Consider the following 23,968-nt stretch of genomic DNA (forward strand, 5'->3'; position numbering starts at 1 on the left):
CATGCCCTTCGCGACCACGCACACGGTGGCGCTCAACGGCGCCGTCGGCCACCTCGTCGACGTCCAGGCCGACGTCTCGTCGGGCCAGGTGGCGACGGTGCTCGTCGGCCGCCCGGACAGCGCGCTCAACGAGTCGCGCGACCGCTGCCGGATGGCGATCATCAACAGCCGATACGACTGGCCGTCGACCCGCCGGACCACGATCCTGCTCTCGCCCGCCGACCTGCCCAAGCGCGGCACCCATTACGACCTCGCCATCGCCGTGGCGGTCCTCGGCGCCACCGGCGTGGTGCCGACCGGCTCGCTGGCGGGGGTGCTGTTCATCGGCGAGCTGACGCTCTCGGGCGGCCTGCGGTCGGTGCCCGGCGTGCTCCCGATGGTGATGGCGGCCGCCGGCCGCGGCATCCGCCACGTCGTGGTCCCCGAGCCCCAGGTCCGCGAGGCGTCGATGGTGCCGGGCGTCGACGTGCTCGGCATGCGCTCGCTGGCCCAGGTGGTCGCCGAGCTGCGCGACGAGCCCGTGCCCGACGCCCCACCGGTCGCGGAGATGTCCGGGAGCCGGCTGCTGTCGTGGCGCGGCGACCAGCGCCGCGAGGAGACCGACCTCGCCGACCTGGTCGGCATGGAGGACGCCCGCTTCGCGGTCGAGGTCGCCGCCGCCGGCGGTCATCACCTGCTGCTCTCCGGCCCCAAGGGGTCGGGCAAGACGAGCATCGCCGAGCGCATCCCCGGCGTCCTGCCCGACCTCACCCGCGAGGAGTCGCTCGAGCTCACCGCGGTCCACTCGCTCGCGGGCGCCCTCGACCCCGCCGAGGGCATGCTCACCCGGCCGCCGTTCTCCGCGCCGCACCACGACGCCAGCACCACGAGCCTGGTCGGCGGCGGCACGGGAGGGGTGCGGCCCGGCGAGATCAGCCGCGCCCACTGCGGCGTGCTCCTCTTGGACGAGTTCCCGCTCTTCCGCGCCGACGTCATCAACGCGCTCCGGCAGCCGCTCGAGAGCGGTGACATCAGCATCGCCCGCGCCGAGGAGTCCGTCGTGCTCCCGGCGCGCTCGATCGTCGTGCTCGCGGCCAACCCCTGCCCGTGCGGCAACTTCCATCCCGACGCCCGCGCGAGCCGGTGCACCTGCACCGAGGTCCGGCGACGCGACTACCGCCGCAAGGTCACCGGCCCGATCACCGACCGCATCGACATCACCCGCCACCTGAGCGTGGCGACGCCCACCGCCCGCCGCGACCCGCTGGCGGTCCAGGAGCCGACCGCGGCGGTGCGTGCCCGGGTCGAGGCGGCGCGGGCACGACAGGCCGACCGCTACGCCGAGCAGACGTGGCGCCTCAACGGCCACGCGCCGGGGCCCGCCCTGGCCCGCACGTGGCCGATGTCGCCCGAGGCCACACGCCTGGTGGACGACTGGCTGTGGTCGGGCAAGCTCACGCGCCGGGGCGTGACGCGGGTCCACCGCCTCGCCTGGACGGTCGCCGACCTGGCAGAGGTCGAGCGGCCCGGCACCGCCGAGGCCGAGGTCGCGCTCCGGCTCCGCACCGGTCAGCCCCTGCTCGCAGCGACCGTGCGGAGGGCAGGATGACCGACGAACGCCTCGCGCGCCTGGCGCTCAGCCAGCTCGGTGAGCCCGGCGACCTGCGCATCGCAGGCCTGGTCGCCGAGCTGGGCCCGACCCGCCTCTACGACGCGCTCCTGTCCGACCGCGACCCCCGCGGCGTGCTGACCGACGTGGCCGCGCGGCTCGAGCGCGCCCACCCTGAGCGCGACCTCGACCGGGCCGCCCGCCGCGGCATCCGGTGGGTCGTGCCCGGTGACCCCGAGTGGCCGGCGTCGCTGGCCGACCTCGAGGGCTGCGAGCCGCTCCACGAGATGGGCGGGGTCCCGCTCGGGCTCTGGGTCCGCGGCCCGCTGCGGCTCGACCAGCTCGTCGACCCCGTGGCGATCGTGGGCTGCCGGTCCGCGACGACCTACGGCACCGACCAGGCGACCGAGCTCGCGGCCAGCCTGGCCCGCACCGGCTCGGCGGTCGTCTCGGGTGCGGCGTTCGGGATCGACCAGGCGGCCCACCGAGGCGCGCTGGCCGGCGACGGCGCGACCGTCGCGGTGCTGGCCTGCGGCGTCGACCGGGCCTACCCCGCGGCCCACCAGCAGCTCCTCGACCACCTCGCCGACCACGGCGCCGTGGTCTCCGAGCTGGCTCCGGGGTGCGCCCCGATGCGCACCCGCTTCCTGGCGCGCAACCGCGTGATCGCCGCACTCGGTCGCGGCACCGTCGTCGTCGAGGCGGCGCGCCGCAGCGGCGCCCTCAACACCGCGAGCTGGGCGTCGCGGATCCACCGCCCGGTCATGGGCGTCCCCGGCCCCGTCACCAGCGCGACCTCCGAGGGAGTCCACGCGCTGATCCGGAGCGGCGGAGCGACGCTGGTGACCCGGCCCGAGGACGTCCTCGAGCTGGTTGGCGCGATGGGCAGCCACCTCGTCGACGAGCCCCGCGGTCCGACCCGACGGCGTGACGGCCTCTCGCACCGGCAGCGCCAGGTGCTCGAGGCCGTGCCGGTCGGCTCGCCGGCGCCGTCCGACTCGATCGCGCGCACCGCCGGGATGGGCCTGGTCGCCGTGCGCTCGGCGCTCAACGGGCTCCTGCGCCGCGACCTCGTCGTGCACAGCCCGCGAGGCTGGCGCCTCGCCGACGGCGCGGATCGCGACTGAGGGCCCCTGTCCTTCCTACCCTGTGAGGATGACCGCGCCGCCCGCGGCCGAGCCGGCCCCCGACGAGCTGCCCGAGGGGTTCGCGCGCGTGCTCGGCTCCTACGAGCGCCACCTCGCCGCCGAGCGCGACCTCACGGCGCACACCGTGCGGGCCTATCTCGGCGACGTGGCCGGCCTGCTCGAGCACGCGGCGCGGCTGGGCCTCGCCGACGTGGCGGACCTCGACCTGCGGTCGCTGCGCAGCTGGCTGGCCAAGCAGCAGTCGCTCGGGCTCTCACGCACCACCTTGGCCCGGCGGGCGACGGCGGCCCGGGTGTTCACCGCCTGGCTCCACCGCACCGGCCTCGCGCCGCGCGACGCGGGCGCCACCCTCGGCGCCCCGCGTGCGCACCGCCCGCTGCCGTCGGTGCTGAGGGCCGACGAGGCGCGCGAGCTGATCCGGTCGGCGGCCGAGCTCGCCGACGACGGCAGCCCGGTGGGGCTGCGCGACGTGGCGATGCTCGAGCTGCTCTACGCCACCGGCATCCGGGTCGGTGAGCTGGTCGGCCTCGACGTCGACGACCTCGACCGCGAGCGCAACGTCGTGCGGGTGCTGGGCAAGGGCCGCAAGGAGCGCACCGTGCCCTTCGGGCACCCGGCCGCGCGGGCGCTCGACCGCTGGCTGGCGCAGGGTCGGCCGGCCCTGCTCGCCGACGGTGCAGGGGCCGCGGTGTTCGTGGGCGCCCGCGGCCGCCGCATCGACCAGCGCGCGGTGCGCACGCTGGTGCACCGGCGCATCGCCGACGTGCCCGGTGCTCCCGACATCGGTCCGCACGGCCTGCGCCACACGGCCGCGACCCACCTCCTCGAGGGCGGCGCCGACCTCCGCTCGGTGCAGGAGCTGCTCGGGCACGCCTCACTGGCGACCACGCAGCTCTACACCCACGTCACCACGGACCGGTTGCGAGCGGCCTACCGACAGGCCCACCCCAGGGCCTGAGGCCCCACGCCGTCGGGGTGCCGACCGGCTCGTCGCGCCACAGCGGCAGCAGCCGGACCGGTCCGGCACCGACCAGGCGCAGCGGGTCGAGATAGGTCTCGCCCTCGATCCACCCCCAGTGGAGACAGGCGCGGGGGAAGCAGTGCGAGCCGCCGAGGTCGAGGCTGCCGACCGGGGCGCCGGCCGCGACCAGCGCACCGAGCGCGACCGTCGCGGTGACGGGCTCGTAGGTCGTGCGGGTGGCGCCGTGGTCGACGACCACCACCCCGCGCCCGGCGAGCGGTCCCGCGAAGGTGACGGTGCCCGGCAGCGCGGCGCGGACCGGCTGGCCCACCGTGCCGAGCAGGTCGACGCCGCGGTGGCCGGCGCCGTACGGCGCGTCGGGCGGGTCGAACGCGCGCACCACCTCGGGCTCGGGCCGCAGCGGCCAGACCCCGACGGGATCGGCGGGATCGAGGGGAGCGGCCGGGAGGACCAGCGCTGCGGCGAGGAGGAGACCGGTCACGGACGTCATGGCGCCACCCTGCCGACCGGCGCGGGTCGGGGGTGGGCGACGACGACGTCGCTGTGGACATCCGCCGCCGGCGGGAGGCTGTGCACGATTGGCGGACGGCGCGTGGCGTCGACTACTCTTGACGGGCAGCCCTCCGGGGCTGACTTCGCACGCAGGCAGACCGCGACGGGCCGCTCTTGTGGGGCCCGATCACCCGTGGGCGACGACCCTCGGTCCCGACGACAGTCGGGTCGGGTCGCGCGCAGGCGTCAGGACGGCCGAGCCCGTGACCACCAGGGCCGGACCGTGACCAACTGAAAACAACGATCGGACCTGCCACCGGCCAGCCCTGCCTCAAGGGTCGGCACACGGTGCGCATGTCCACCACAAGGAAGAAGACGTTCACATGGCAGTCGTGACCATGCGCCAGCTCCTCGAGAGCGGCGTCCACTTCGGGCACCAGACCCGTCGCTGGAACCCGAAGATGAAGCGCTTCATCATGACCGAGCGCAACGGCATCTACATCATCGACCTGCAGCAGTCGCTGGCCTACATCGACCGGTCCTACGCCTTCATCAAGGAGACCGTCGCCAAGGGCGGCACGATCATGTTCGTGGGCACCAAGAAGCAGGCCCAGGAGGCGATCGCCGAGCAGGCGACGCGCGTCGGGATGCCCTACGTCAACCAGCGCTGGCTCGGCGGCATGCTCACCAACTTCCAGACCGTGCACCAGCGGATCAACCGCCTCAAGGAGCTCGACGAGATCGACTTCGACGACGTGGCCGGCAGCAGCCGCACCAAGAAGGAGCTGCTGCAGATGCGTCGCGAGCGCGACAAGCTCAACAAGTCGCTCGGCGGCATCCGCGAGATGGGCCGCACCCCGGCCGCCGTGTGGATCGTCGACACCAACAAGGAGCACCTCGCCGTCGAGGAGGCGCGCAAGCTGCGCATCCCGATCATCGGCATCCTCGACTCCAACTGCGACCCCGACCTGGTGGACTTCCCGATCCCGGGCAACGACGACGCGATCCGCGCCGTCGGCCTGCTCACCCGTGTCGTCGCCGACGCCGTGGCCGAGGGCCTCATCGCGCGTTCCGGCGTGAAGGCCGGCACCGACGGTGCCGAGGCCGTGGGCGCCGAGGAGCCGCTGGCCGAGTGGGAGCGCGAGCTCCTGGGCGGCGACGCCGAGCAGGCCGCCGAGGTCGCCACCGGCGCCCCCGCCGACGCCGAGGAGGCCGCCTCCGAGTCGACCGGTGCCGGCACCGAGGCAGCCGAGGCGACCGAGGCCGCCGAGGCCGTGACCGAGGCGCCCGCCGCCGAGGAGACGCCGGCCGAGGAGCCCGCCGCCGAGGCTGCGACCGAGGAGCCCGCCGCCGAGGCTGCGACCGAGGAGCACGCCGCCGAGGCTGCGACCGAGGAGCCTGCCGCCGAGGAGACCCCGGCCGAGCCCGCCGCCGACGCGGATTCCGACGCGGACACCGACGCCAAGGCCTGAGCCCGCGTCACCACCGTCACTCACTGACAACAGGAAGAAGAAGCACCCCGACATGGCTAACTTCTCCGCGGCCGACGTCAAGAAGCTCCGTGAGCTCACCGGCGCCGGGATGATGGACTGCAAGAAGGCGCTCGACGAGAGCGACGGCGACCTCGACAAGGCGATCGAGCTGCTGCGCGTGAAGGGCGCCGCCAAGGCGGCCAAGCGCGGCGCCGAGCGCGAGGCGACCGCCGGCCTGGTGGCGCACGCCCCGGGTGTCCTGGTCGAGCTCAACAGCGAGACCGACTTCGTCGCCAAGGGCGAGGACTTCATCGCCACGGCCCAGAAGATCGCCGACGCGGCCTCCGCGGCCGAGGTCGACGACGTCGAGGCGCTCAAGGCCGTCCCGCTCGACGGGCAGACCGTCGGCGACGTCGTCGAGGGACTCGCGATCTCGATCGGCGAGAAGATCGAGCTCGGTCGCTTCGTCCGCTTCGGCGGCGACGTGGTCGCCTACATGCACAAGCGTGCGGCCGACCTGCCCCCGGCGGTGGGTGTGCTCGTGGAGTACACCGGCGACGCCGACGCGGCGCGCGCCGCTGCGATGCAGGTCGCGGCGATGCGTCCTCAGTACCTCACCCGCGACGAGGTCCCGGCCGAGGTCGTCGACAAGGAGCGCGAGATCGCCGAGCAGACCTCGCGCGAGGAGGGCAAGCCCGAGCAGGCGATCGCCAAGATCACCGAGGGCCGCCTCAACGGCTTCTTCAAGGACGTCGTGCTGCTCGAGCAGCCGTCGGTCACCGAGCAGAAGAAGTCGGTCAAGGCCGTCCTCGACGAGGCGTCGACCACGGTGACGCGGTTCGCCCGCATCGAAGTGGGAGCCTGACCCACCGATAGGCTTCCCGACACCTCGAGCAAGGAGCGTCCCGCGTGCCCGCCTACCAGCGAGTCCTGCTGAAGCTCTCCGGTGAGGTGTTCGGGGGTGGCAAGGTCGGCATCGACCCCGACGTCGTCCAGGAGATCGCCCGCGAGATCGCGGGCGTGATCCGGTCGGGCGCGCAGATCGCCGTCGTCACCGGCGGCGGCAACTTCTTCCGGGGCTCCGAGCTGCAGCAGCGCGGCATGGACCGCGTCCGCGCCGACTACATGGGCATGCTCGGCATCGTCATGAACTGCCTGGCCCTCCAGGACTTCCTCGAGAAGATGGGCATCGAGACGCGGGTGCAGACCGCGATCACGATGGGCCAGGTCGCCGAGCCCTACGTGCCGCGCCGCGCGATCCGGCACATGGAGAAGGGCCGGGTCGTGATCTTCGGCGCCGGCATGGGCCTGCCGTTCTTCTCGACCGACACGGTCGCGGTCCAGCGGGCGCTCGAGACCAAGTGCAACGTCGTGCTGGTCGCCAAGAGCGGGGTCGACGGCGTCTACAGCGCCGACCCCCACCAGGACCCGACCGCCACCAAGTTCGACGACCTGACCTACGACGAGGCGATCTCGCGCGACCTGCGGATCATGGACCAGACGGCGTTCACGCTCTGCAGCGAGAACAAGCTGCCCATGATCGTCTTCGGCATGGAGACGGAGGGCAACATCCTGCGAGTGGTGCAGGGTGAGAGGATTGGCACGCTCGTCAGCGCCGGCTGACGGGCGTTCGCAACACCCGCGACGGAGCAGGACAGGGGTTCAGTGGTGATCGACGACATCCTTCGGGAGGCCGACGGCAAGATGGACAAGTCGGTCGAGGCGGCGCGCGAGGAGTTCGCCGCGATCCGCGCCGGCCGGGCCCAGCCCAGCATGTTCAACAAGATCCTCGTCGACTACTACGGCACCCCGACGCCGCTCCAGCAGCTCGCGTCGTTCACCGCGCCGGAGGCCCGGGTCATCCTGATCCAGCCCTACGACCTCGGCGCGATGGCCAACATCGAGAAGGCCATCCGCGACTCCGACCTGGGCGTCAACCCCTCCAACGACGGCAAGGTGCTCCGCATCGTGCTCCCCGAGCTCACCGAGGAGCGCCGCAAGGAGTACATCAAGGTCGCCCGCACCAAGGCCGAGGACGGCCGGGTCGCGGTCCGCAACCTGCGCCGCAGCGCCAAGCAGAGCCTCGAGAAGCTCGAGAAGGACGGCGAGGTCGGCAAGGACGACGTCACCGGCGCCGAGAAGCGGCTCGACGGCATCACGAAGAAGCACACCGACGCGATCGACGAGATGCTCAAGAACAAGGAAGCCGAGCTCATCGAGGTATGACCCGATGAGCACCGTCCCGGCGCCGGCCAAGGACCACGGCCGGGCCGGCCGGGACCTGAAGGCGGCCATCGGCTCCGCCGTCGTGCTGCTCGGCGCGATCGGCCTGTCGCTGTTCTTCTGGAAGCCCGCGTTCATGTTCATCGTCGCGGCCGCGGTGTGCGTCGCGATCTGGGAGCTGCACAAGGGTCTCCTGGCCAAGGCGATCGACATCCCCGAGCAGCCCCTCATGCTGGGCGGCACGGTGATGGTCGTGGTGGCCTACCTCTGGGGTGCCCCAGCGCTGGCCTCGGCGACCGCCGTCACCGGGCTGGCCACGATGCTGTGGCTGCTGCGCCGCGGCATCGACGGCTACGTCCAGAACTCCTCGGCGGCCATCTTCACGCTGTTCTACGTGCCGTTCCTGGGCTCGTTCGTGGCCCTGATGCTCGCCGAGGGCGGGCGCGGCGGCGCCGGCCTCGACGACGACGGCGTCGCGGGCATCATCACCTTCATCCTCGTGACCATCGCCTCCGACACGGGTGGCTACGTCGCGGGTGTGCTCTTCGGCCGGCACCCGATGGCGCCGGTCATCTCGCCCAAGAAGTCGTGGGAGGGCTTCGGCGGCTCGATCGTCTTCACCGTGGCCGCGGGCGTCGCTCTCGTCGTGCTGCTGCTCGACGGCGACTGGTGGGTCGGTGTCGCGCTCGGCGCGATCGCGGTCGTGATGGCCACCCTGGGCGACCTGTGCGAGTCGGTGATCAAGCGCGACCTCGGCATCAAGGACATGAGCCAGGTGATCCCCGGGCACGGCGGCCTGATGGACCGGCTCGACTCGCTCCTGGCCACGATCGCGCCGATCTGGCTGCTGCTGCACTACGCCGTCTTCACCTGAGCCGGTCGTGGTTGCCGGCCGGCCGCTGCTTGGGGGCGCGCCCTGCGGATGCCCGACCTGATCACCGTCGAGCCCCTACGATCGAGGTGATGAGCACGGAGGAGCAGGCCGTCGGCGAGCCTGTCGTCGACGCGCCCTCGGACGAGGCCGACGAGCGCCGGCCCAGCTGGTGGCACCGCGACCACCCGACGTTCGCGGCGCTGACGGGGTTCTTCACCGGGCTGCTGTTCGTGGCGCTCATCCCGGCCATCTACGTCGGCGTGCTCAGCCTGATGTTCGACAACGACCGCGTCGAGGAGCTGTTCCCGTTCGTGCTCGTGACCCTGGTCGTGCCGCTCGCGCTCGTGGTCAGTGCGAGGACGCGCAGGTTCGGCACCTACTTCTGGATCGGCATGGTCCTCACGGCGATCGTCGTGGTGGGCGTCTCCCTCCTCGTGCTGTGGTACCTCGTCGAGCAGTGATGTCCGAACCGACCCCGCTGCCGCTGGTCTTCGACGCCCCGAAGGGGCGCGCGAAGCCGCCACGCCACCTCGCCGACCTCACGATGCCCGAGCGGCTGGAGCTCGCGAACGAGGCGGGCCTCCCGGCGTTCCGGGCCCGGCAGCTCTCCGCCCACTACTTCCAGCGACTCGTCGACGACCCGGAGCAGATGACCGACCTGCCGGCGGGGCAGCGCGACGAGCTCGTGTCGACGTTCCTGCCGCAGCTGATGACACCGCTGCGCACCCTCGAGGCCGACCGCGGGACCACCCGCAAGACGCTCTGGAAGCTCTTCGACGGCGCGCTGGTCGAGTCGGTGCTGATGCGCTACCCCGGCCGCGTCACCATGTGCGTCTCCAGCCAGGCCGGCTGCGGCATGGCCTGCCCGTTCTGCGCCACCGGCCAGGGCGGGCTGCAGCGCAACATGTCGACCGCAGAGATCGTCGAGCAGGTGCTGGCGGGCGCACGCGCGCTCGACCGCGGCGAGGTGCCGGGCGGCCCCGGCCGGGTGTCCAACGTGGTGTTCATGGGCATGGGCGAGCCGCTGGCCAACTACAAGGCCGTGATCGGCGCGGTCCGCCGGCTGACCGACCCGGCCCCCGACGGGCTCGGCATGTCCGCGCGTGGCGTGACGGTCTCCACCGTCGGCCTCGTCCCGCGCATGCGCCAGCTGGTCGACGAGGGCGTGCCGGTCACCCTCGCCCTGAGCCTGCACGCGCCCGACGACGAGCTGCGCAACGAGCTGGTGCCCATCAACACGCGGTTCTCGGTCGCCGAGACCGTCGCCGCCGCGCGGGAGTACGCCGACGCCACCCGGCGCCGGGTCTCGATCGAGTACGCCATGATGCGCGGCATCAACGACCAGGCCTGGCGGGCCGACCTGCTCGCTGACGTGCTCCACGAGCACGGCACCTGGGGCTGGGTGCACGTCAACCTCATCCCGCTCAACCCCACCCCGGGCTCGAAGTGGACGGCCTCCGACCCGGCCGACGAGCGCGAGTTCGTCCGCCGGCTCGAGGCGCGCGGCATCCCGACGACCGTCCGCGACACCCGCGGCCGCGAGATCGACGGTGCCTGCGGCCAGCTGGCCGCCACGGAGGGTTGACCCGGCGCGAACTTCGCGCCGGGTCAACCCAGGAACGCGGGGGCCGGAAGCACCAGCTCGACGTTGCGGGCATTGGCGGCGCCGCGGTAGGTGTCGCCGCGGTTGTGCCAGTCGTTCGCGGCCAGCTCGCGGGCCAGACCGGCCAGGTGGGTCGAGTCGGCCAGGCTCCCGCCGTACGACGCCGGGCCGGCGTGGTCGACGACGGTCGTGAACAGCGACAGCGTGCCGTCGCGGTTGTCGGCGACCTCGATGATGCGGGACTGCGAGGGCCAGTCGATGTGGGACGCGGTGTTGATCTCCCACAGCCCGCCGCCGCCGGGGCGGGGTCGCGGCCAGATCTGGTTCTTGTGGGTGTGGCCGTTGACCCAGGCGATCACCTGGTCGTGGGCCAGCAGCTCCGCGAGGACGGCGTCGCCCAGGATCCGGGTGTCGGTGTCGAGGCCCGGGCCGTTGAGCCCGTTGGTCATCGTGTCGGAGGTGTGGTGGCTGAAGACCATCACGAGGCGGTCCGTCGACGCGGCGAGCACCGACCTGAGCCAGGTGAACTGGGTCTGGTCGATGGAGCCGTCGGCGTAGCCGTTCGGGTTGACGGTGTCGAGCACCACGAAGCGGCACAGGCCGCGGTCGAAGGTGTAGTAGGCGGTGCCCTTGGCACGGTTCTCGGCGGTGAACCCGTGCCCGGCCGGGAGGCCGGCGGTGCGGAAGTGCTCCTCGACGATCTGCTTGCGGGTCAGCAGCCGGCGACGCGCATCGGGGGAGACGAGACGCACGGCCGGCGAGAGCGCGAGCGAGGCGAGCAGCGCGGCGTACGAGCCGCTCTGGACGGCGTTGACGACGGCGGCGGGGGAGAGCCCGGCCGGGGTCGACATCAGCTTGAGCGCGCCGGTCGCGACCAGGTTGAGCTGGAGGGTCGAGGCGGGGAAGTTGCCCTGGGAGAGGCCGTCGTGGTTGCCGAAGGCGGCGTACCACGGCATCGCGAGCCCCTCGGCCTGGAACGGCCGCCGAGCCGCGTCGAGGAGCCCGGGCACCACCGGGAAGCCGCGCAGGCTTCGCGGCAGGTCGTCGGCCTTGCCGGGCGGGGTGCCGTGCGGGTGCCAGTAGTGCGGGTCGTAGTAGGTCGGGTCCTCGTCGTGCACGCCCTCCCACCGGGAGAGGTCGCCGGAGTCGACGCGCACCTGCGCGCCGTCGAGGACGTCGATGTTCCAGCGGACCTCGTTGAGCTGGGAGTTGTCGGAGTTGTCGCCGGTCTGGATGGCGAGCGCGAGCGGCTTCCCGGTGACCGGGCCGGCGGCGATCTGGTTGAGCCGGCGGACCATGGCGTCGGCGACCTGCCCGGTCAGCATCTCGTGCGGTCGGTACGCCGAGGCGAACAGCCCGGTCGACGGCAGGGCGCTCTCGTCGTCGAGGCGGTCGGTCCACTCCACCCGCATCGGCGACTGCGCGTCGACGACGTGCACGTCGCTCAGCTGGGCGAAGGCGATCAGCGGCTTGCGCTGCGTGGCGCGCCCGGGGGAGGGCGTGCCGCCCAGCTCGGTCCGCACCAGGTACGTCTCGCCCGGCGCCTCGACGACCGGGCGGTAGCCTCCGGCTCCGGCGGCGCCGCGGGCGAGCGTGCGGGCGACCGTCGTGCCAGCGGTCGGACCGGACGTCGTTCGCACCGACGTGGTCCACGCCGGGTCGGCAATGGCAGCGGGGGCGGAGCCGGCGGCGGCCGCGGCGCCACCCGCGACGGCTCCGGAGCGGAACAGACCGCGTCGGGTGAGCTTCACGAGCAGCCCAACGACCGGCCGTGAGCGCGGTCACGCGTCCGGCGCTACCCGGCCTCCGCCGCCCGGTCGAGCACGGCGACAGCCTCGTCGACGGTGTCGACCAGGTGCACCCGACCCTCCATGGGCCGCCCCCGGGAGAGCGACCGGAGCAGCGGCCACGCGGGCAGGGTCTCGGTCCAGTAGGTCCGGCCGACGAGCACCATCTCGGCGACCGAGGACTCGTCGGCGTAGAAGTTCTCGCACGCGTCCTGGAACACCTCCTGCACGGTGCCGCCCGCGCCGGGCAGGAAGACGATGCCCGCGTCGCAGACCTCGAGCAGGATCGCCTCGCGGGTGGCGTTGCGGAAGTACTTCGCGATGCCCGTCGCGAAGACGTTCGTCGGCTCGTGGCCGTAGTGCCAGGTCGGGATGCCGAGCGAGTCGTGCGGCTCGGCGACCGCCGAGGTGACCTCGAGCGCCGGTGCGAGCCACGCGTCGACGGAGGGCCGGTACGCCGGCACGGCGGCGAGCGCGGCGACGGCGTCGGTGACCCGGGAGACATGGGAGTCGGCGAGGTAGCAGCCGAGGTTGGCGGCCTCCATCGCCCCCGGTCCGCCGCCGGTGGCGACCACGTGGTGGGCCCCGAGCGCGTGCCCGAGCCGGGCGGCGTCGGCGTACGCGTCGTCGCCGCGCGCGGCCGCGTGCCCGCCCATCACGCCGACGAGCCGCTTCCGCTCGATCCAGGCGAGCAGCGCCTCGTCGATCGCGTGGTCGTGCAGGGTGCGGGCGAGCGCGTCGTCGGCGCCGCCGGGCGTCTGCGACCAGGCGTAGGCGCGACCGTCCAGCGACGCGGCGTACGGCGCCTGGTCGTAGAGGTCGCCGGCGGTGTAGAGGCGCGCGCGGTAGACGTCGACCGGCGCGACCGTCAGCGCCGGCAGGACCACCGCGCCGCCGCGCTCCAGGGCCTCGGCGTCTCCCGCGGCGAACCTGCACCCGAGGAACGTCGCCCCCGCCACCTGGAGGCCGGCCAGGACCTGGCCGCGCTCGCCGAGGTCGACCCCGCGCACCCGCCAGCCGCTCAGCCGGGTCGCCCCGGCCGCGACCCGGCGGTCGAAGTCGGCCAGCGACTCGACGTGCACCACCCGCCCGCGGCTGCGCCTCACCAGCGCAACCTAGACGATCGGTGGAGCGGGGTCAGAACGCGTGCGCCAGCAGCTCGCCGAACAGCGCGTGCTCGTCGACGTCCAGGCCTCGCGACCGGAACCACCCGCAGATGTTGGCGCAGTCGCGCTGCAGGTAGTCCATGCCGTTGAGGTTGCCGACGAGGTCGACGATCTGGGGCAGGTCGATAATCACGAGGCGGTCGCCGGCGGCCAGGATGTTGTAGGCCGACAGGTCGCCGTGCACCACGCCGTTCTGCACCATCGTCGCGAGCGCGTCGCTCAGCTGCTGGAAGTACGACGCCAGCAGCTCGGGCGAGGGCCGGGTCTGCGCGAGCCGCGGCGCGGTCTGCACCGTGCCGTCCTCGTCCAGGACCGTGATCCACTCCATCAGGATCTCGGTCCCGTCGATCTGCACCGGGTAGGGGACCGGCAGCCCGAGGCTCCAGAGGCGGACCAGCGCGCCCCACTCGGACACCGCCCACTCGCCGGCCGCGACCAGCTTGCCGAAGGTGCTCTTGCGCTTGAGGGCGCGCTCGTCGCGCGAGCGCTTCATCGAGCGACCCTCGGTGTAGGACGCGGCGCGGTGGAAGGTGCGGTGCTCGGACGAGCGGTATCGCTTGGCCGCCATCACCACACCGCCGTCGGGGTCGTGCGGGTCGGCCCGCTCGACGAGGTGGACGTCGGCCTCCTTGCCGGTCTTGAGGACGCCGAGCTCGGTGTCGATGGCTCCCTGCGAGGTCACGACCCAGTCGGGTCGCGGCTCGGGGCCGCGCGAGAGCGGCTCGACGCTGAGCCAGGTCGACCAGCGCTGGCCGTCGTCGAGGTCGTCGTAGGACCGGAAGTCGAAGACGAAGCGCTCGTCGACGTCGCTCAGGTCGTCGGGCGGCGGGACGTAGCGGTAGGCGTCGGTGATGAAGCCGTCGGGAAAGGCAGGCTCAGACGAGCCAGGGTCGTGCGAGAAGTCGTGAGACATCGGTGGAGGTGCTCCATGAGGTGAGAGAGGAACGGTCTGCGGGCAGGCCGACGACAGTCGTGGTCACGTCGCCCTCCTCTCGTGGAGCACCGGGCCGGTCCCGGGCGTCGCCCTCATGGTGACGGCCCCGCGCGGCCGGAGGCAACCGAATAAGACCGGCGCAGGTAGGTTGCCCGGGTGATCGCCCCCGCCCGTGCTCTCGCGGCCCTCCTGGTCGTGGCCTCCCCCGGGCTGGGCGGCGCGCCGGCGGAGGCCCTGCGGGCGCCCACCCCCGGAGCGGCCGGCATCGGCGACCCCTACTTCCCGCTCGACGGGAACGGCGGCATCGACGTCCTGCACTACGACGTCCGCGACGCCTACGCCTTCGCCTCAGGCCGGCTGAGCGGCCGTACCCGGCTCCGCGTCCGGGCAACCCAGGACCTCTCGCGCTTCAACCTCGACTTCCTCCTCCCGGTCCGCTCGGTGCGCGTCGACCGCCGCCGCGCGCAGGTCCGCCACCAGGGCCACGAGCTGCGGATCACCCCCGCCAGACCGATCCCCGCCGGTGCCGAGTTCGTCGTCACGGTGGCGTACGCCGGCACGCCGGCCTCCGAGTCCTACCGCGGCGAGCGCAGCTGGCTGGCGAGCCCCGACGAGGTCGTCACCATGAACGAGCCGCACATGGCCCCCTGGTGGTTCCCGGCCAACGACCACCCGCGCGACAAGGCCTCGTTCGACATCCGGGTCACCGTGCCGCGCTCCAAGGACGTGGTCTCGAACGGCGTCCGGGTCTCGAAGAAGACGCACCGCGGCCGGACGACGACGCACTGGCGTGCCGTCGAGCCGATGGCTCCCTACCTGGCGTTCTTCGCCGCCGGCTCGTTCGCGATCCACCGATCCTCGTGCAACGGCGTCCCCAACGTCTTCGCGGTCAGCAGGAACACCACCTCGACCCCGGGCCAGCCGGCCCGCAGGGCCGCGGCGTACTGGGGACGCCAGACCTGCACGATCGTCTCCGAGCTGTCGAGCGTGCTCGGCCCCTACCCGTTCTCCTCGATGGGGGGCCTGGCGACCGGCCTGACCGTGGGGTTCGCGCTCGAGAACCAGACCCGCCCCACCTACCCCTATGCCTCCGGGCTGCAGCCCGGCCTGCTCACGCACGAGCTGGCCCACCAGTGGTTCGGTGACTCGGTGTCGGTCGCCGGGTGGCGCGACGTGTGGCTCAACGAGGGGTTCGCGAGCTTCATGGCGGGCTTCGGCGTCGAGCTCCGCGGCGGGCAGCCGCAGCAGGACTGGCTGCTCCAGACCTACGACTCCGTGCCGGACAGCAGCAGCCTCTGGGAGCTCTCCGTCGACGACCCCGGGCCGGCACGCCTGTTCGACGGCGCCGTCTACGCGCGCGGCCAGATGGCGCTGCAGGCCCTCCGGCACCGGATCGGCGAGACGGCGTTCTGGACGCTCCTGCGCACGTGGGTCGCGCAGCGCGCCTACCGCAACGGGTCGGTGCAGGAGTTCGAGGCGCTCGCGGCCGCGACCAGCGGGCAGGACCTCACGGCGTTCTTCGACGCGTGGCTGCACGCCCAGGTGAAGCCGGCCAGGACGGCCGCCAACGGCCTGGTCTGACGCAGCTCAGCCCCGCAGCCGGATCGAGAGGCAGGTGACGCAGCCCTCGAGCTTCTCGTGCTCCGAGATGTCGACCGCGACCACGCGCAGCCCCCGCGACTCGAACAGCTCGCGGGTGCGCGGCGCAGAGGTCGCCATCAGCACGGTCGCGCCGTCGAGCAGGACGACGTGCGCGCCGGGCTCCTCCGGCACCGAGAGGTACGACGGGAACACGGACGGGTCGTCGACGAGCGGGTCGTGCCCGACCACGGTGCCGTCAGGCAGCGCCGTCACGGCCGACTTGAGGTGCAGCACCTTCGTGACGGGCACGCCGACGACGGTCGCGCCGAGCGGCTCGAGCAGGGCGCGCAGCTGGTCGAGCCCGGACTCGTTGGTGCGCCCGCCGAGGCCGACCCACACCGTGCCGCCGTGCTTGAGCACGTCGCCGCCGTCGAGGGTGCCGGGCTCCTCGATGCGGGCGATCCGGTAGCCGAGGTCGGCGAGCGCCGCCTCGGTCGCCCGGGTCTCGGGCCTGCGTTGCTCCGCTCCGGGGCGGGTGATGACGGCCAGGTCGCCGTAGACGACGGCGGTGTCCTCGACGAAGACCGCGTCCGGGCAGTCGTCGGCCGGGTCGACCTCGTAGATCTCCCAGCCCTCGGCCTGGAGGGCCGCGACGTACCCGAGCCACTGCCTCCTGGCCTTGTCGAGGTCGACCAACACCCGGTCGAGGTGGGTCAGCAGGCCTTCGTCGAGGCGGGGACCCGGGCGGCGGACGAGGGCGCGCTTCTGCATCCGGTCATCATGCACCGGCCCTGGGCAGCCAGCATCAGGCCGAGTGGCCCCCGACGAGCGGTGCCATCACCCGGCCGACCAGCGACGGTCGTCCGGTCAGCCGCTCCTCGGCGTCGGCCAGCGTCATGGCCCGCAGCCCGGCGTTGATGCCCAGCCACCGCAGCGGCTCGGGCTCCCAGCGGGGCGACCGGTGGCCGACCCACGGCAGCGCGGTCAGGTCGGTGCGCCGGTCGAGGATGAGGTCGCGCAGCGTCCGGCCGGCCAGGTTGGTGGTCGAGACGCCGTCGCCGACGTAGCCGCCGGCCCACGCCAGCCCGGTTCCGCGGTCGAGCCCGACCGAGGCACACCAGTCGCGCGGGATGCCGAGCGGGCCGCCCCACGCGTGGGTGAAGCGCGTCCTTTGGAGCACCGGGAACAGGTCGAGCAGCGTGGCGTGCAGCCCGGCGAAGACGCGGGGCTCGTGGTCGAAGGCGGGGGAGACCCTCGAGCGCAGGTGGTACGGCGCCCCGCGCCCGCCGAAGACGAGCCGGTCGTCGGCGGTCCGCTGGCCGTAGACGATCAGATGGCGGTGGTCGGAGAACGTCTCGCGCCGCGCCAGGCCGATCTCGTCCCAGACCCCGGGGGACAGCGGCTCGGTCGCGACGATCAGGGAGTAGACAGGCACCACGGCCCGCGCCAGCCCGGGCAGCCGCGGGGTGAACCCCTCCGTCGCGCGCACGACGTACGGCGCCCGCACCGACCCGCGCGGCGTGCGCACCAGGCCGGGGGTGATCGAGAGCGCCGGCGTGCGCTCGTGGAGGACGACGCCGCGCCGGACGACGACCTCGGCCAGGCCGCGCACCAGCCGGCCGGGGTGGATCGCCGCGCAGTCGGGGGTGTACGTCGCGCCGAGGGTCCGGGTGGCCCGGAGGTGCTGCGCGGCCTGCTCAGGCGACAGCACCGCGTCGCCGTACTCTGCGCGCGCCCGCGCGAGCTGGGCCCGGCTGCGGGCCAGCACGATCGTCCCGCCCTTGACGAAGTGGCAGTCGATGCCCTCGGCCGCCGAGACCCGTTGCACCTCGTCGACCGAGGCGCGCATCGCGGCGTCCTGCCCCTCGCCCAGCGCGGTGGGGAAGAGCGCCGAGCACCAGCCGCCGTTGCGCCCCGATGCGCCGAAGCCCGCCACCTCGGCCTCGACCACGACGATCCGCAGCGACGGGTCGGCCTCCGCGAGGTAGTACGCCGTCCAGAGGCCGGTGTAGCCCGCACCGACGATCGCCACGTCGGCGTCGGCGTCACCGTCGAGGGAGGCCCGCGGCGTCCAGTCGGTCGGTGTCGTCTCGTGCCAGAGCGAGAGGTGCCGGTAGGTCACCAGTCCCAGCCTTCGCTGCGGAGGTTTCGACACGGCCGGTTCCGACCTCGCAAGCTCGCTCGAACGGCCTGCTCAACCACCATCGATCGGCCCGATGCTCGTTCCTCGCATGGCCCGATCAGCGGACTCCCCACGAGTAGGTCTGCTTGCGCAGGTGGAGGTACATGAAGGTCTCGGTGTTGAGCACGCCCGGGATCGCGCGGATGCGGTCGCTGATGATCTCGAGCAGGTGCTCGTCGGTCTCGGCGACGACCTCGGCCAGCACGTCGTAGGAGCCCGCGGTCACGACCACGTAGTCGACCTCGTCGAGCGCGGCGATCGCGTCGGCCACGGGCTCGATCGCGCCGGTCACGCGCACGCCGACCATCGCCTGGCGCGCGAAGCCGAGCTCCATCGGGTCGGTCACGGCGACCACCTGCATGACGCCGCTGTCGGTGAGCCGCTGCACGCGCTGCCGGACGGCGGCCTCGGACAGGCCGACCACCTTGCCGATCGCGGCGTAGGAGCGGCGTCCGTCCTGCTGGAGCTGGCTGATGATCGCCTTGGAGACGTCGTCGAGGACCTGGCGCTCCCTGGTGCGCTTACCCCTCATGGTCCGCAACGTACCGCGCCCACCGCGCGAACGGCTCCTCATCACGGGTCTCGGCGAGCGATTTCGTTGCCGGGAGCCCAGAAAGGCGCGTGATCCCTTGTTGGCGGTGCGCTCACGTGCAACGATCCGCAGAATGTGGGGGATCTCGCTGAAGGCGCGCAGGTGACGTCGGGGCCGGATCGGCTCGGACCCGCCCCGCGGGGAGGCCGGGGGCTGACGCGGCGCGGAGTCATCCGCGGCGGCGGTGCCGTGGCGTTCGTCGGGCTCAGCGCGGCGGCGCTCAAGCTGCCTTTCTTCGGGGTGGAGGGCGCGCAGGTCGACGCCGCGGAGTGCGTGGGCACGGACATCTCCGCCACCGACAAGCGGCTGATCGTGTCCAACTGGCCGGCCTACATCGACCCGCGCCGCAAGAACACGTCCACGGCGACGGTCTTCGAGCAGACCACCGGCGTCACGGTCGACTACACCGCGGACATCAACGACAACTCCGAGTTCTACGCGAAGGTGAAGAACCAGCTCGGGTCCTGCCAACCGGTGAAGCGCGACATGATGATGCTGACCGACTGGATGGCCGCCCGGATGATCGACCTCGGGTGGATCCAGACCCTCGACGTCTCCAAGATCCCCAACGTCACCGCCAACGTCATCGACCCGCTGCGCGGCCTCGCCTGGGACCCCGAGTTCAGCCACCACGTGCCCTGGCAGAGCGGGCTGACCGGGATGGCCTACAACGCCGACGAGGTCGACGAGGTGCGCACCTTCGAGGAGCTGCTCACCCGCGAGGACCTCAAGGGCCGCATCTCGCTGCTCACCGAGATGCGCGACACCATGGGCTTCCTGCTCAAGGTGGTCGGCGCGGCGCCCGACGACTTCGACGACGACGACTGGCACAACGCCCTCGACAAGCTTCAGTCGGTGGTGAGCGCGGGCCAGGTCCGAGCCTTCACCGGCAACGAGTACATCCAGGACCTGGCGGCCGGCAACATCGTGGCCTGCGAGGCGTGGTCGGGCGACGTCATCCAGGCCCAGGTCGACAACCCCGCCATCAAGTTCGTCGCCCCTGAGGAAGGCGTGATGCTCTGGAGCGACAACATGTTGGTCCCCAACCTCGCCCAGCACCAGGCCAACGCCGAGCTCTGGATGAACTACTACTACCAGCCCGACGTCGCCGCGAAGCTCGCGGCGTGGGTCAACTACATCTGTCCGGTCAAGGGCGCCCGCGAGGAGATGGAGAAAATCGACCCCGACCTCGTCGACAACCCGCTGATCTTCCCCGACGACGAGATGCTCGCGAAGACGATGTCGTTCATGGCGCTCGACGAGACCCAGATCACCCAGTACGAAGGAGAGTTCGCCGATGTCACAGGTGGCTGAGGCCCCGGCCTCCAGGGATCCGGACGAGCTCGCCGACCCCGCGTCGTACGACGGGCTCGCGCTGCGCCGGCTCACCAAGCACTTCGGCGCCTTCCACGCGGTGCGCGAGCTCGACCTCGACGTGCCGCGCGGGTCGTTCTTCGCGCTGCTGGGGCCCTCCGGCTGCGGCAAGACCACGACGCTGCGCATGGCGGCCGGGCTGGAGACGCCCAGCTCGGGCACGATCACGCTGGCCGGCAAGGACATCACCTACGCCAAGCCCTACCAGCGCCCCGTCAACACCGTCTTCCAGAACTACGCGCTGTTCCCGCACCTCGACATCTACGAGAACGTCGCGTTCGGCCTGCGCCGCCGCAAGCAGAAGGACGTGGACGCCCAGGTGCGCGACATGCTCGAGTTGGTCGAGCTGAGCAGCCAGGCCCGCAAGAAGCCGACCCAGCTCTCGGGCGGGCAGCAGCAGCGCGTCGCGCTCGCCCGAGCGCTGATCAACAGCCCCGAGGTGCTGCTGCTCGACGAGCCGCTCGGCGCCCTCGACCTCAAGCTGCGCCGGTCGATGCAGATCGAGATCAAGCGGATCCAGACCGAGGTCGGCCGCACGTTCATCCACGTCACCCACGACCAGGAGGAGGCCATGACGATGGCCGACACGGTCGCGGTCATGAACGCCGGGGTGATCGAGCAGATGGGCGCCCCGGCCGAGCTCTACGAGAACCCCCGCTCGACGTTCGTCGCCAACTTCCTCGGGCAGTCCAACCTCATCGAGGGCACGGTGAAGAGCCGCGCGGCCGACGTCGTGACGGTCGACATGCACGGCGTCGACGTCTCCGTCCCGGCCAGCCGGGCGCACACCGACGGCGACCAGGGCTGGATCGGCATCCGGCCCGAGAAGGTGCTGATCGGCGAGGTGGGGGAGGAGCTCGACGCGCCGGGCAACACGATCCCCGGCGGCGTCGTCAGCGACGTGAGCTTCGTCGGGGTCAGCACCCAGTACCTCGTCCGGATGCCGTGGGGCCAGGAGCTGCAGGTGTTCTCCCAGAACACCGGCCGGCACCGGCTCTTCGCCACGGGCGACGAGGTCGAGCTCTCGTGGCGCCCCGAGTACGCCTTCCTCCTCGACGCCGCCCAGGACGCCTCGGCCGGCGCCCAGCGGATGGACGCGGATGGCTAGCGCCGCGGGCGCCGCGCCGCTGGCCGACGTCGACACGTCCACGGTCTCGGGGCGCAAGCGCGGCCGGACCGGCTACCTGCTGCTGCTCCCGGCGGCGGTGTGGCTCGGGATCTTCTTCGTCGTCCCGTTCTACTCGCTGGTCGCGACCAGCCTGTTCGACCCGAGCGGCTCCGACTCCCGCGGCTACGACATGACCTACCACGTCGCCAACTACTGGCACGTGTTCCAGGACTACCGCGGGCCGCTGCTCCGCTCGCTCTGGTACGGCGCCCTCGCCACGGCGTTCTGCCTCCTCCTCGGCTACGTGCTCGCCTACGCGATCGCCTTCAAGGCCGGCCGCTGGAAGAACCTCATGCTGGTGCTGGTCATCGCGCCGTTCTTCACGAGCTTCCTGGTGCGCACGCTGTCGTGGAAGCTGATCCTGGCCGACGACGGGTTCGTGGTGAACACGCTGCAGGCGGTGCACGTCCTCGGCTCCGACGGGCGGCTGCTGGCCACGCCGGTCGCCGTCGTCGCGGGGCTGACCTACAACTTCCTGCCGTTCATGGTGCTGCCGCTCTTCGCGAGCATCGACAAGATCGACCACCGGCTGATCGAGGCCGCCGGCGACCTCTACGCCAACCCGATCACCGGGTTCTTCAAGGTGACCTGGCCGCTCTCGCTGCCCGGCGTGGTGTCCGGCACGCTGCTGACCTTCATCCCCGCTGCCGGTGACTACATCAACGCCCAGCTGCTCGGCTCGCCCAACCAGCGGATGGTCGGGTCGGTCATCCAGAGCCTGTTCACCGACGCCAACAACTACCCGGCGGCCGGGGCGCTCTCGATGATCCTGATGATCATCATCGTCGCGATGGTGCTCTTCTACGTCCGCAGGGCCGGCACGGAGGAGCTCCTCTGATGGCGTGGCTCCGCAAGCACCTCGTCCTGATCCTCGGGCTCCTGGTCCTCGTCTACACGTTCATCCCGATCTTCGTGGTCGTGCTGATGAGCTTCAACGACCCGGCCAGCCGCCTGATCTACCGCTTCGACGGCTTCACGCTGCACAACTGGGCCAACATCTGCGAGGACCCCGACATGTGCTCCGCGCTCGGCCGCAGCGTCGAGATCGGGCTGCTCTCGACGGCAGGCGCGACGGTGCTCGGCACACTGGCGGCGTTCGCGCTCGTCCGGCACGAGTTCAAGGGCCGGTCGACGGCGAACCTGCTGATCTTCCTGCCGATGGCCGCACCCGAGATCGTGCTCGGCTCCTCGTTGCTCGCGCTGTTCGTCGGCGCCGGCTTCGCGGGGCAGCTCGGCTTCTGGACGATCCTGATCGCCCACATCATGTTCTGCCTGTCCTTCGTGGTCGTCACGGTCCGCTCGCGGCTCGCGGGCATGAGCGACACGCTCGAGCAGGCGGCGATGGATCTCTACGCCACACCGAGACAGACGTTCTGGCGGGTCACGTTCCCGCTGGTCTTCCCGGGCATCCTGGGTGCCGCGCTGCTGAGCTTCTCGCTGTCCTTCGACGACTTCATCGTCACCAACCTCAACGCGGGTCAGACCACGACGTTCCCGATGTACGTCTGGGGCGTCGCCCAGCGCGGTGTGCCGATGCAGGTCAACGTGGTCGGCACGCTGATGTTCCTGGTGTCGATCGTCATCGTCGTCGGCAGCGAGCTGAACTCCAGGCGGCGAGCCCGCGCCCTGGTGTGATGCGCGCCGACGTCGCTCACGGCGTCGGCACCGGGAACGGCGACACCGAGGTGGCGCGGGGGAGCGTGAACGTCAATGCGCCACCCGCGTCGTGGACGGTCACGCCGGAGTGGGCCTGCACCAGGGTCCTGACGATCGACAGCTCGTAGCCGTCCCGCGGGCCGGCGTCCGCGACGCGCACCGCCACGAAGCCGGGCCGGCCCGACACGTGGACGGAGACCGGGAGGCTGCTGCGACGCTGCACGCTGCGCAGCAGGTTGGCGCAGATCTGCTGGACCCGCAGTGCGTCGGCGCGCACCCGGAGGCCCTTCTCGCCCACGATCCGGAAGGCGATGTGCGGGAAGCACTCCGTGCAGTCGCGCAGCTCCTGGTCGAGGTCGAGGTCCTCGAAGACCATCGGGATAGCGCTCGGGTGCGAGGCGGTGACCACGGCCAGGTCCTCGACCAGCAGCGTGACCCGGCGCGCGAGGACCCTCGAGTGGGTGTGCATGCGCTCGGTCATCTCCTGCGGCATCGGCGGGCCGGCGAGCGCGTCGAACAGCGCCTCCAGCCCGAGCAGCGGCGCCCGCATCTCGTCGCGGACCTCCGCGACCACCTCGGTCCGCGCGTGGCTCGACCAGCGCGGGCCGGCAGGTCCCCAGGACGTCGCCTCCGCCGGGTCCTCACGGCACTCTGCCCACACCTCCATGTCGGCCCTCCTCGCTCGGTCCTGTGTGACGACGCCCAAGGCAAGCGGGGTCGAGGCCACGACGAGAGCACTGTTACCAGCACGGGCAGCCGGCGTGCGTGAGTCGGAGGACGTCTGTCACCTGCTCACCCGTCGGGGGTGGAGCCCCGAGGGTCGGCAGTTACCCCACTGTTGCCCCGGATCCGGGCCGTTGGCCGTCCTGCCTGGTCAGACCCCCTTTCCGAGCCCGAGGAGGCCCACCCCAGGCCGCATCGGTCACCCTCCTGGGCTACGTGGGCCCACCCTCACGGGCGGGGTGCGGGGACCGTTGGGCCCGCGTTCACCCACGGCAGGTCTTCGGGTCGGTAACAACGCCGACCTGTGCCTCGCGGAGTCGCTTCCATAGCGGTCGGCACCCCGCCAGCTGACCAGGCTCCCTCACGAGAAACGGCCGCCCACAGCATGAACGCCAGCGCTCCCCCCGGACCTCGACCTCGTCG

The 23,968-nt window shown here is 72.2% G+C and carries 23 protein-coding genes; 15 read left to right on the forward strand and 8 right to left on the reverse strand.

Annotated elements, in window-relative coordinates; translation table 11 throughout:
- Window position 1: 1 nt before the first annotated feature.
- The 3 genes from G514_RS0106390 to G514_RS0106400 are packed head-to-tail and all read left to right on the forward strand — an operon-like array spanning window position 2 to window position 3,694.
- Window positions 2-1,588, forward strand: a complete 1,587-nt coding sequence (locus tag G514_RS0106390; RefSeq protein ID WP_028651079.1) for a YifB family Mg chelatase-like AAA ATPase — start codon at window positions 2-4, stop codon at window positions 1,586-1,588.
- Window positions 1,585-2,715, forward strand: coding sequence for a DNA-processing protein DprA (dprA, locus tag G514_RS25240; RefSeq protein WP_036563843.1), 1,131 nt, complete (start codon window positions 1,585-1,587; stop codon window positions 2,713-2,715). The genes G514_RS0106390 and dprA overlap by 4 nt, the downstream gene beginning before the upstream one ends.
- 28 nt (window positions 2,716-2,743) lie before the next feature.
- Complete coding sequence (locus G514_RS0106400) at window positions 2,744-3,694, forward strand: tyrosine recombinase XerC (protein ID WP_028651080.1); 951 nt, start codon at window positions 2,744-2,746, stop codon at window positions 3,692-3,694.
- Here the strand turns inward: G514_RS0106400 and G514_RS25245 are convergent.
- Window positions 3,642-4,208 (reverse strand): peptidoglycan DD-metalloendopeptidase family protein, encoded by a 567-nt coding sequence (locus G514_RS25245; protein ID WP_084151833.1) that lies wholly within the window; start codon window positions 4,206-4,208, stop codon window positions 3,642-3,644. The genes G514_RS0106400 and G514_RS25245 overlap by 53 nt on opposite strands.
- A 385-nt stretch (window positions 4,209-4,593) precedes the next feature.
- Here G514_RS25245 and rpsB point away from each other — a divergent pair, with 385 nt between their 5' ends.
- The 7 genes from rpsB (at window position 4,594) to rlmN (ending at window position 10,364) form a co-directional block, all read left to right on the forward strand.
- The gene (gene rpsB, locus G514_RS25250; RefSeq protein ID WP_036563845.1) at window positions 4,594-5,682 is read left to right on the forward strand and encodes a 30S ribosomal protein S2; all 1,089 of its coding nucleotides are present in this window, start codon (window positions 4,594-4,596) and stop codon (window positions 5,680-5,682) included.
- 52 nt (window positions 5,683-5,734) lie between these two features.
- On the forward strand, window positions 5,735-6,547 hold the full coding sequence (gene tsf / locus G514_RS0106415; protein ID WP_028651081.1) for a translation elongation factor Ts: 813 nt from the start codon (window positions 5,735-5,737) through the stop codon (window positions 6,545-6,547).
- A 44-nt stretch (window positions 6,548-6,591) separates the two neighbouring features.
- Complete coding sequence (pyrH, locus tag G514_RS0106420; protein ID WP_028651082.1) at window positions 6,592-7,305, forward strand: UMP kinase; 714 nt, start codon at window positions 6,592-6,594, stop codon at window positions 7,303-7,305.
- A gap of 48 nt (window positions 7,306-7,353) precedes the next feature.
- Window positions 7,354-7,908: a ribosome recycling factor gene (gene frr / locus G514_RS0106425; RefSeq protein ID WP_211222064.1), complete on the forward strand. Its 555-nt coding sequence runs from the start codon at window positions 7,354-7,356 to the stop codon at window positions 7,906-7,908.
- 4 nt (window positions 7,909-7,912) lie between these two features.
- Complete coding sequence (locus G514_RS0106430) at window positions 7,913-8,779, forward strand: phosphatidate cytidylyltransferase (protein WP_028651084.1); 867 nt, start codon at window positions 7,913-7,915, stop codon at window positions 8,777-8,779.
- Window positions 8,780-8,868: 89 nt separating this feature from the next.
- Window positions 8,869-9,240, forward strand: a complete 372-nt coding sequence (locus G514_RS30850) for a hypothetical protein (protein ID WP_028651085.1) — start codon at window positions 8,869-8,871, stop codon at window positions 9,238-9,240.
- Window positions 9,240-10,364 (forward strand): dual-specificity RNA methyltransferase RlmN, encoded by a 1,125-nt coding sequence (rlmN, locus tag G514_RS0106440; RefSeq protein ID WP_028651086.1) that lies wholly within the window; start codon window positions 9,240-9,242, stop codon window positions 10,362-10,364. The genes G514_RS30850 and rlmN overlap by 1 nt, the downstream gene beginning before the upstream one ends.
- A gap of 23 nt (window positions 10,365-10,387) precedes the next feature.
- Here the strand turns inward: rlmN and G514_RS0106445 are convergent, their stop codons facing one another.
- From G514_RS0106445 to G514_RS0106455, 3 genes are read right to left on the reverse strand one after another with little or no spacing between them, the layout of a single operon-like run.
- Complete coding sequence (locus tag G514_RS0106445; protein WP_051246978.1) at window positions 10,388-12,133, reverse strand: TIGR03767 family metallophosphoesterase; 1,746 nt, start codon at window positions 12,131-12,133, stop codon at window positions 10,388-10,390.
- A gap of 44 nt (window positions 12,134-12,177) precedes the next feature.
- A complete protein-coding gene (locus G514_RS0106450; protein WP_028651088.1) occupies window positions 12,178-13,275 on the reverse strand; it encodes an LOG family protein in 1,098 nt (365 codons plus the stop codon).
- Between the two features lie 31 nt (window positions 13,276-13,306).
- Entirely contained in the window at window positions 13,307-14,248 is a 942-nt protein-coding gene (locus G514_RS0106455; RefSeq protein WP_028651089.1) for a serine protein kinase RIO, read from the reverse strand.
- Window positions 14,249-14,425: 177 nt separating this feature from the next.
- Here G514_RS0106455 and G514_RS25255 point away from each other — a divergent pair, with 177 nt between their 5' ends.
- Complete coding sequence (locus G514_RS25255; protein ID WP_051246980.1) at window positions 14,426-15,850, forward strand: M1 family metallopeptidase; 1,425 nt, start codon at window positions 14,426-14,428, stop codon at window positions 15,848-15,850.
- 6 nt (window positions 15,851-15,856) lie between these two features.
- On the opposite strand, the gene ddaH is transcribed toward G514_RS25255, so the two are convergent.
- From ddaH to G514_RS0106475, 3 genes are all read right to left on the reverse strand, one after another.
- Complete coding sequence (ddaH, locus tag G514_RS0106465; RefSeq protein WP_028651090.1) at window positions 15,857-16,621, reverse strand: dimethylargininase; 765 nt, start codon at window positions 16,619-16,621, stop codon at window positions 15,857-15,859.
- A 34-nt stretch (window positions 16,622-16,655) separates the two neighbouring features.
- A complete protein-coding gene (locus G514_RS0106470; protein ID WP_028651091.1) occupies window positions 16,656-17,972 on the reverse strand; it encodes an NAD(P)/FAD-dependent oxidoreductase in 1,317 nt (438 codons plus the stop codon).
- Between the two features lie 118 nt (window positions 17,973-18,090).
- Complete coding sequence (locus G514_RS0106475; RefSeq protein ID WP_028651092.1) at window positions 18,091-18,564, reverse strand: Lrp/AsnC family transcriptional regulator; 474 nt, start codon at window positions 18,562-18,564, stop codon at window positions 18,091-18,093.
- 249 nt (window positions 18,565-18,813) lie between these two features.
- Between G514_RS0106475 and G514_RS0106480 the strand changes: the two genes are divergently transcribed.
- The 4 genes from G514_RS0106480 to G514_RS0106495 are packed head-to-tail and all read left to right on the forward strand — an operon-like array spanning window position 18,814 to window position 22,801.
- The gene (locus tag G514_RS0106480; protein ID WP_245582121.1) at window positions 18,814-19,938 is read left to right on the forward strand and encodes an ABC transporter substrate-binding protein; all 1,125 of its coding nucleotides are present in this window, start codon (window positions 18,814-18,816) and stop codon (window positions 19,936-19,938) included.
- A complete protein-coding gene (locus G514_RS0106485) occupies window positions 19,922-21,106 on the forward strand; it encodes an ABC transporter ATP-binding protein (protein WP_028651094.1) in 1,185 nt (394 codons plus the stop codon). The genes G514_RS0106480 and G514_RS0106485 overlap by 17 nt, the downstream gene beginning before the upstream one ends.
- Window positions 21,099-22,004, forward strand: a complete 906-nt coding sequence (locus tag G514_RS0106490; RefSeq protein ID WP_036563850.1) for an ABC transporter permease — start codon at window positions 21,099-21,101, stop codon at window positions 22,002-22,004. Before G514_RS0106485 ends, G514_RS0106490 begins: the two co-directional genes overlap by 8 nt.
- A complete protein-coding gene (locus G514_RS0106495; protein WP_028651096.1) occupies window positions 22,004-22,801 on the forward strand; it encodes an ABC transporter permease in 798 nt (265 codons plus the stop codon). Before G514_RS0106490 ends, G514_RS0106495 begins: the two co-directional genes overlap by 1 nt.
- 16 nt (window positions 22,802-22,817) lie before the next feature.
- Here the strand turns inward: G514_RS0106495 and G514_RS0106500 are convergent, their stop codons facing one another.
- Complete coding sequence (locus tag G514_RS0106500; protein ID WP_028651097.1) at window positions 22,818-23,489, reverse strand: sensor histidine kinase; 672 nt, start codon at window positions 23,487-23,489, stop codon at window positions 22,818-22,820.
- Window positions 23,490-23,968: the final 479 nt, after the last annotated feature.

This window comes from Nocardioides halotolerans DSM 19273, assembly GCF_000422805.1.
GTDB lineage: Bacteria > Actinomycetota > Actinomycetes > Propionibacteriales > Nocardioidaceae > Nocardioides > Nocardioides halotolerans.

Excerpts from the sequence above, each read along its gene's own strand:
- rpsB (WP_036563845.1), top strand. The coding sequence starts at position 4,594 with ATGGCAGTCGTGACCATGCGCCAGCTCCTCGAGAGCGGCGTCCACTTC.
- G514_RS0106400 (WP_028651080.1), top strand. The coding sequence starts at position 2,744 with ATGACCGCGCCGCCCGCGGCCGAGCCGGCCCCCGACGAGCTGCCCGAG.
- G514_RS0106490 (WP_036563850.1), top strand. The coding sequence starts at position 21,099 with ATGGCTAGCGCCGCGGGCGCCGCGCCGCTGGCCGACGTCGACACGTCC.
- G514_RS0106390 (WP_028651079.1), top strand. The coding sequence starts at position 2 with ATGCCCTTCGCGACCACGCACACGGTGGCGCTCAACGGCGCCGTCGGC.
- G514_RS0106430 (WP_028651084.1), top strand. The coding sequence starts at position 7,913 with ATGAGCACCGTCCCGGCGCCGGCCAAGGACCACGGCCGGGCCGGCCGG.
- G514_RS0106495 (WP_028651096.1), top strand. The coding sequence starts at position 22,004 with ATGGCGTGGCTCCGCAAGCACCTCGTCCTGATCCTCGGGCTCCTGGTC.
- G514_RS0106485 (WP_028651094.1), top strand. The coding sequence starts at position 19,922 with ATGTCACAGGTGGCTGAGGCCCCGGCCTCCAGGGATCCGGACGAGCTC.
- G514_RS0106500 (WP_028651097.1), bottom strand. The coding sequence starts at position 23,489 with ATGGAGGTGTGGGCAGAGTGCCGTGAGGACCCGGCGGAGGCGACGTCC.
- G514_RS0106475 (WP_028651092.1), bottom strand. The coding sequence starts at position 18,564 with ATGAGGGGTAAGCGCACCAGGGAGCGCCAGGTCCTCGACGACGTCTCC.
- G514_RS30850 (WP_028651085.1), top strand. The coding sequence starts at position 8,869 with ATGAGCACGGAGGAGCAGGCCGTCGGCGAGCCTGTCGTCGACGCGCCC.
- tsf (WP_028651081.1), top strand. The coding sequence starts at position 5,735 with ATGGCTAACTTCTCCGCGGCCGACGTCAAGAAGCTCCGTGAGCTCACC.
- G514_RS0106455 (WP_028651089.1), bottom strand. The coding sequence starts at position 14,248 with ATGTCTCACGACTTCTCGCACGACCCTGGCTCGTCTGAGCCTGCCTTT.
- G514_RS25245 (WP_084151833.1), bottom strand. The coding sequence starts at position 4,208 with ATGACGTCCGTGACCGGTCTCCTCCTCGCCGCAGCGCTGGTCCTCCCG.
- ddaH (WP_028651090.1), bottom strand. The coding sequence starts at position 16,621 with ATGCAGAAGCGCGCCCTCGTCCGCCGCCCGGGTCCCCGCCTCGACGAA.
- rlmN (WP_028651086.1), top strand. The coding sequence starts at position 9,240 with ATGTCCGAACCGACCCCGCTGCCGCTGGTCTTCGACGCCCCGAAGGGG.
- dprA (WP_036563843.1), top strand. The coding sequence starts at position 1,585 with ATGACCGACGAACGCCTCGCGCGCCTGGCGCTCAGCCAGCTCGGTGAG.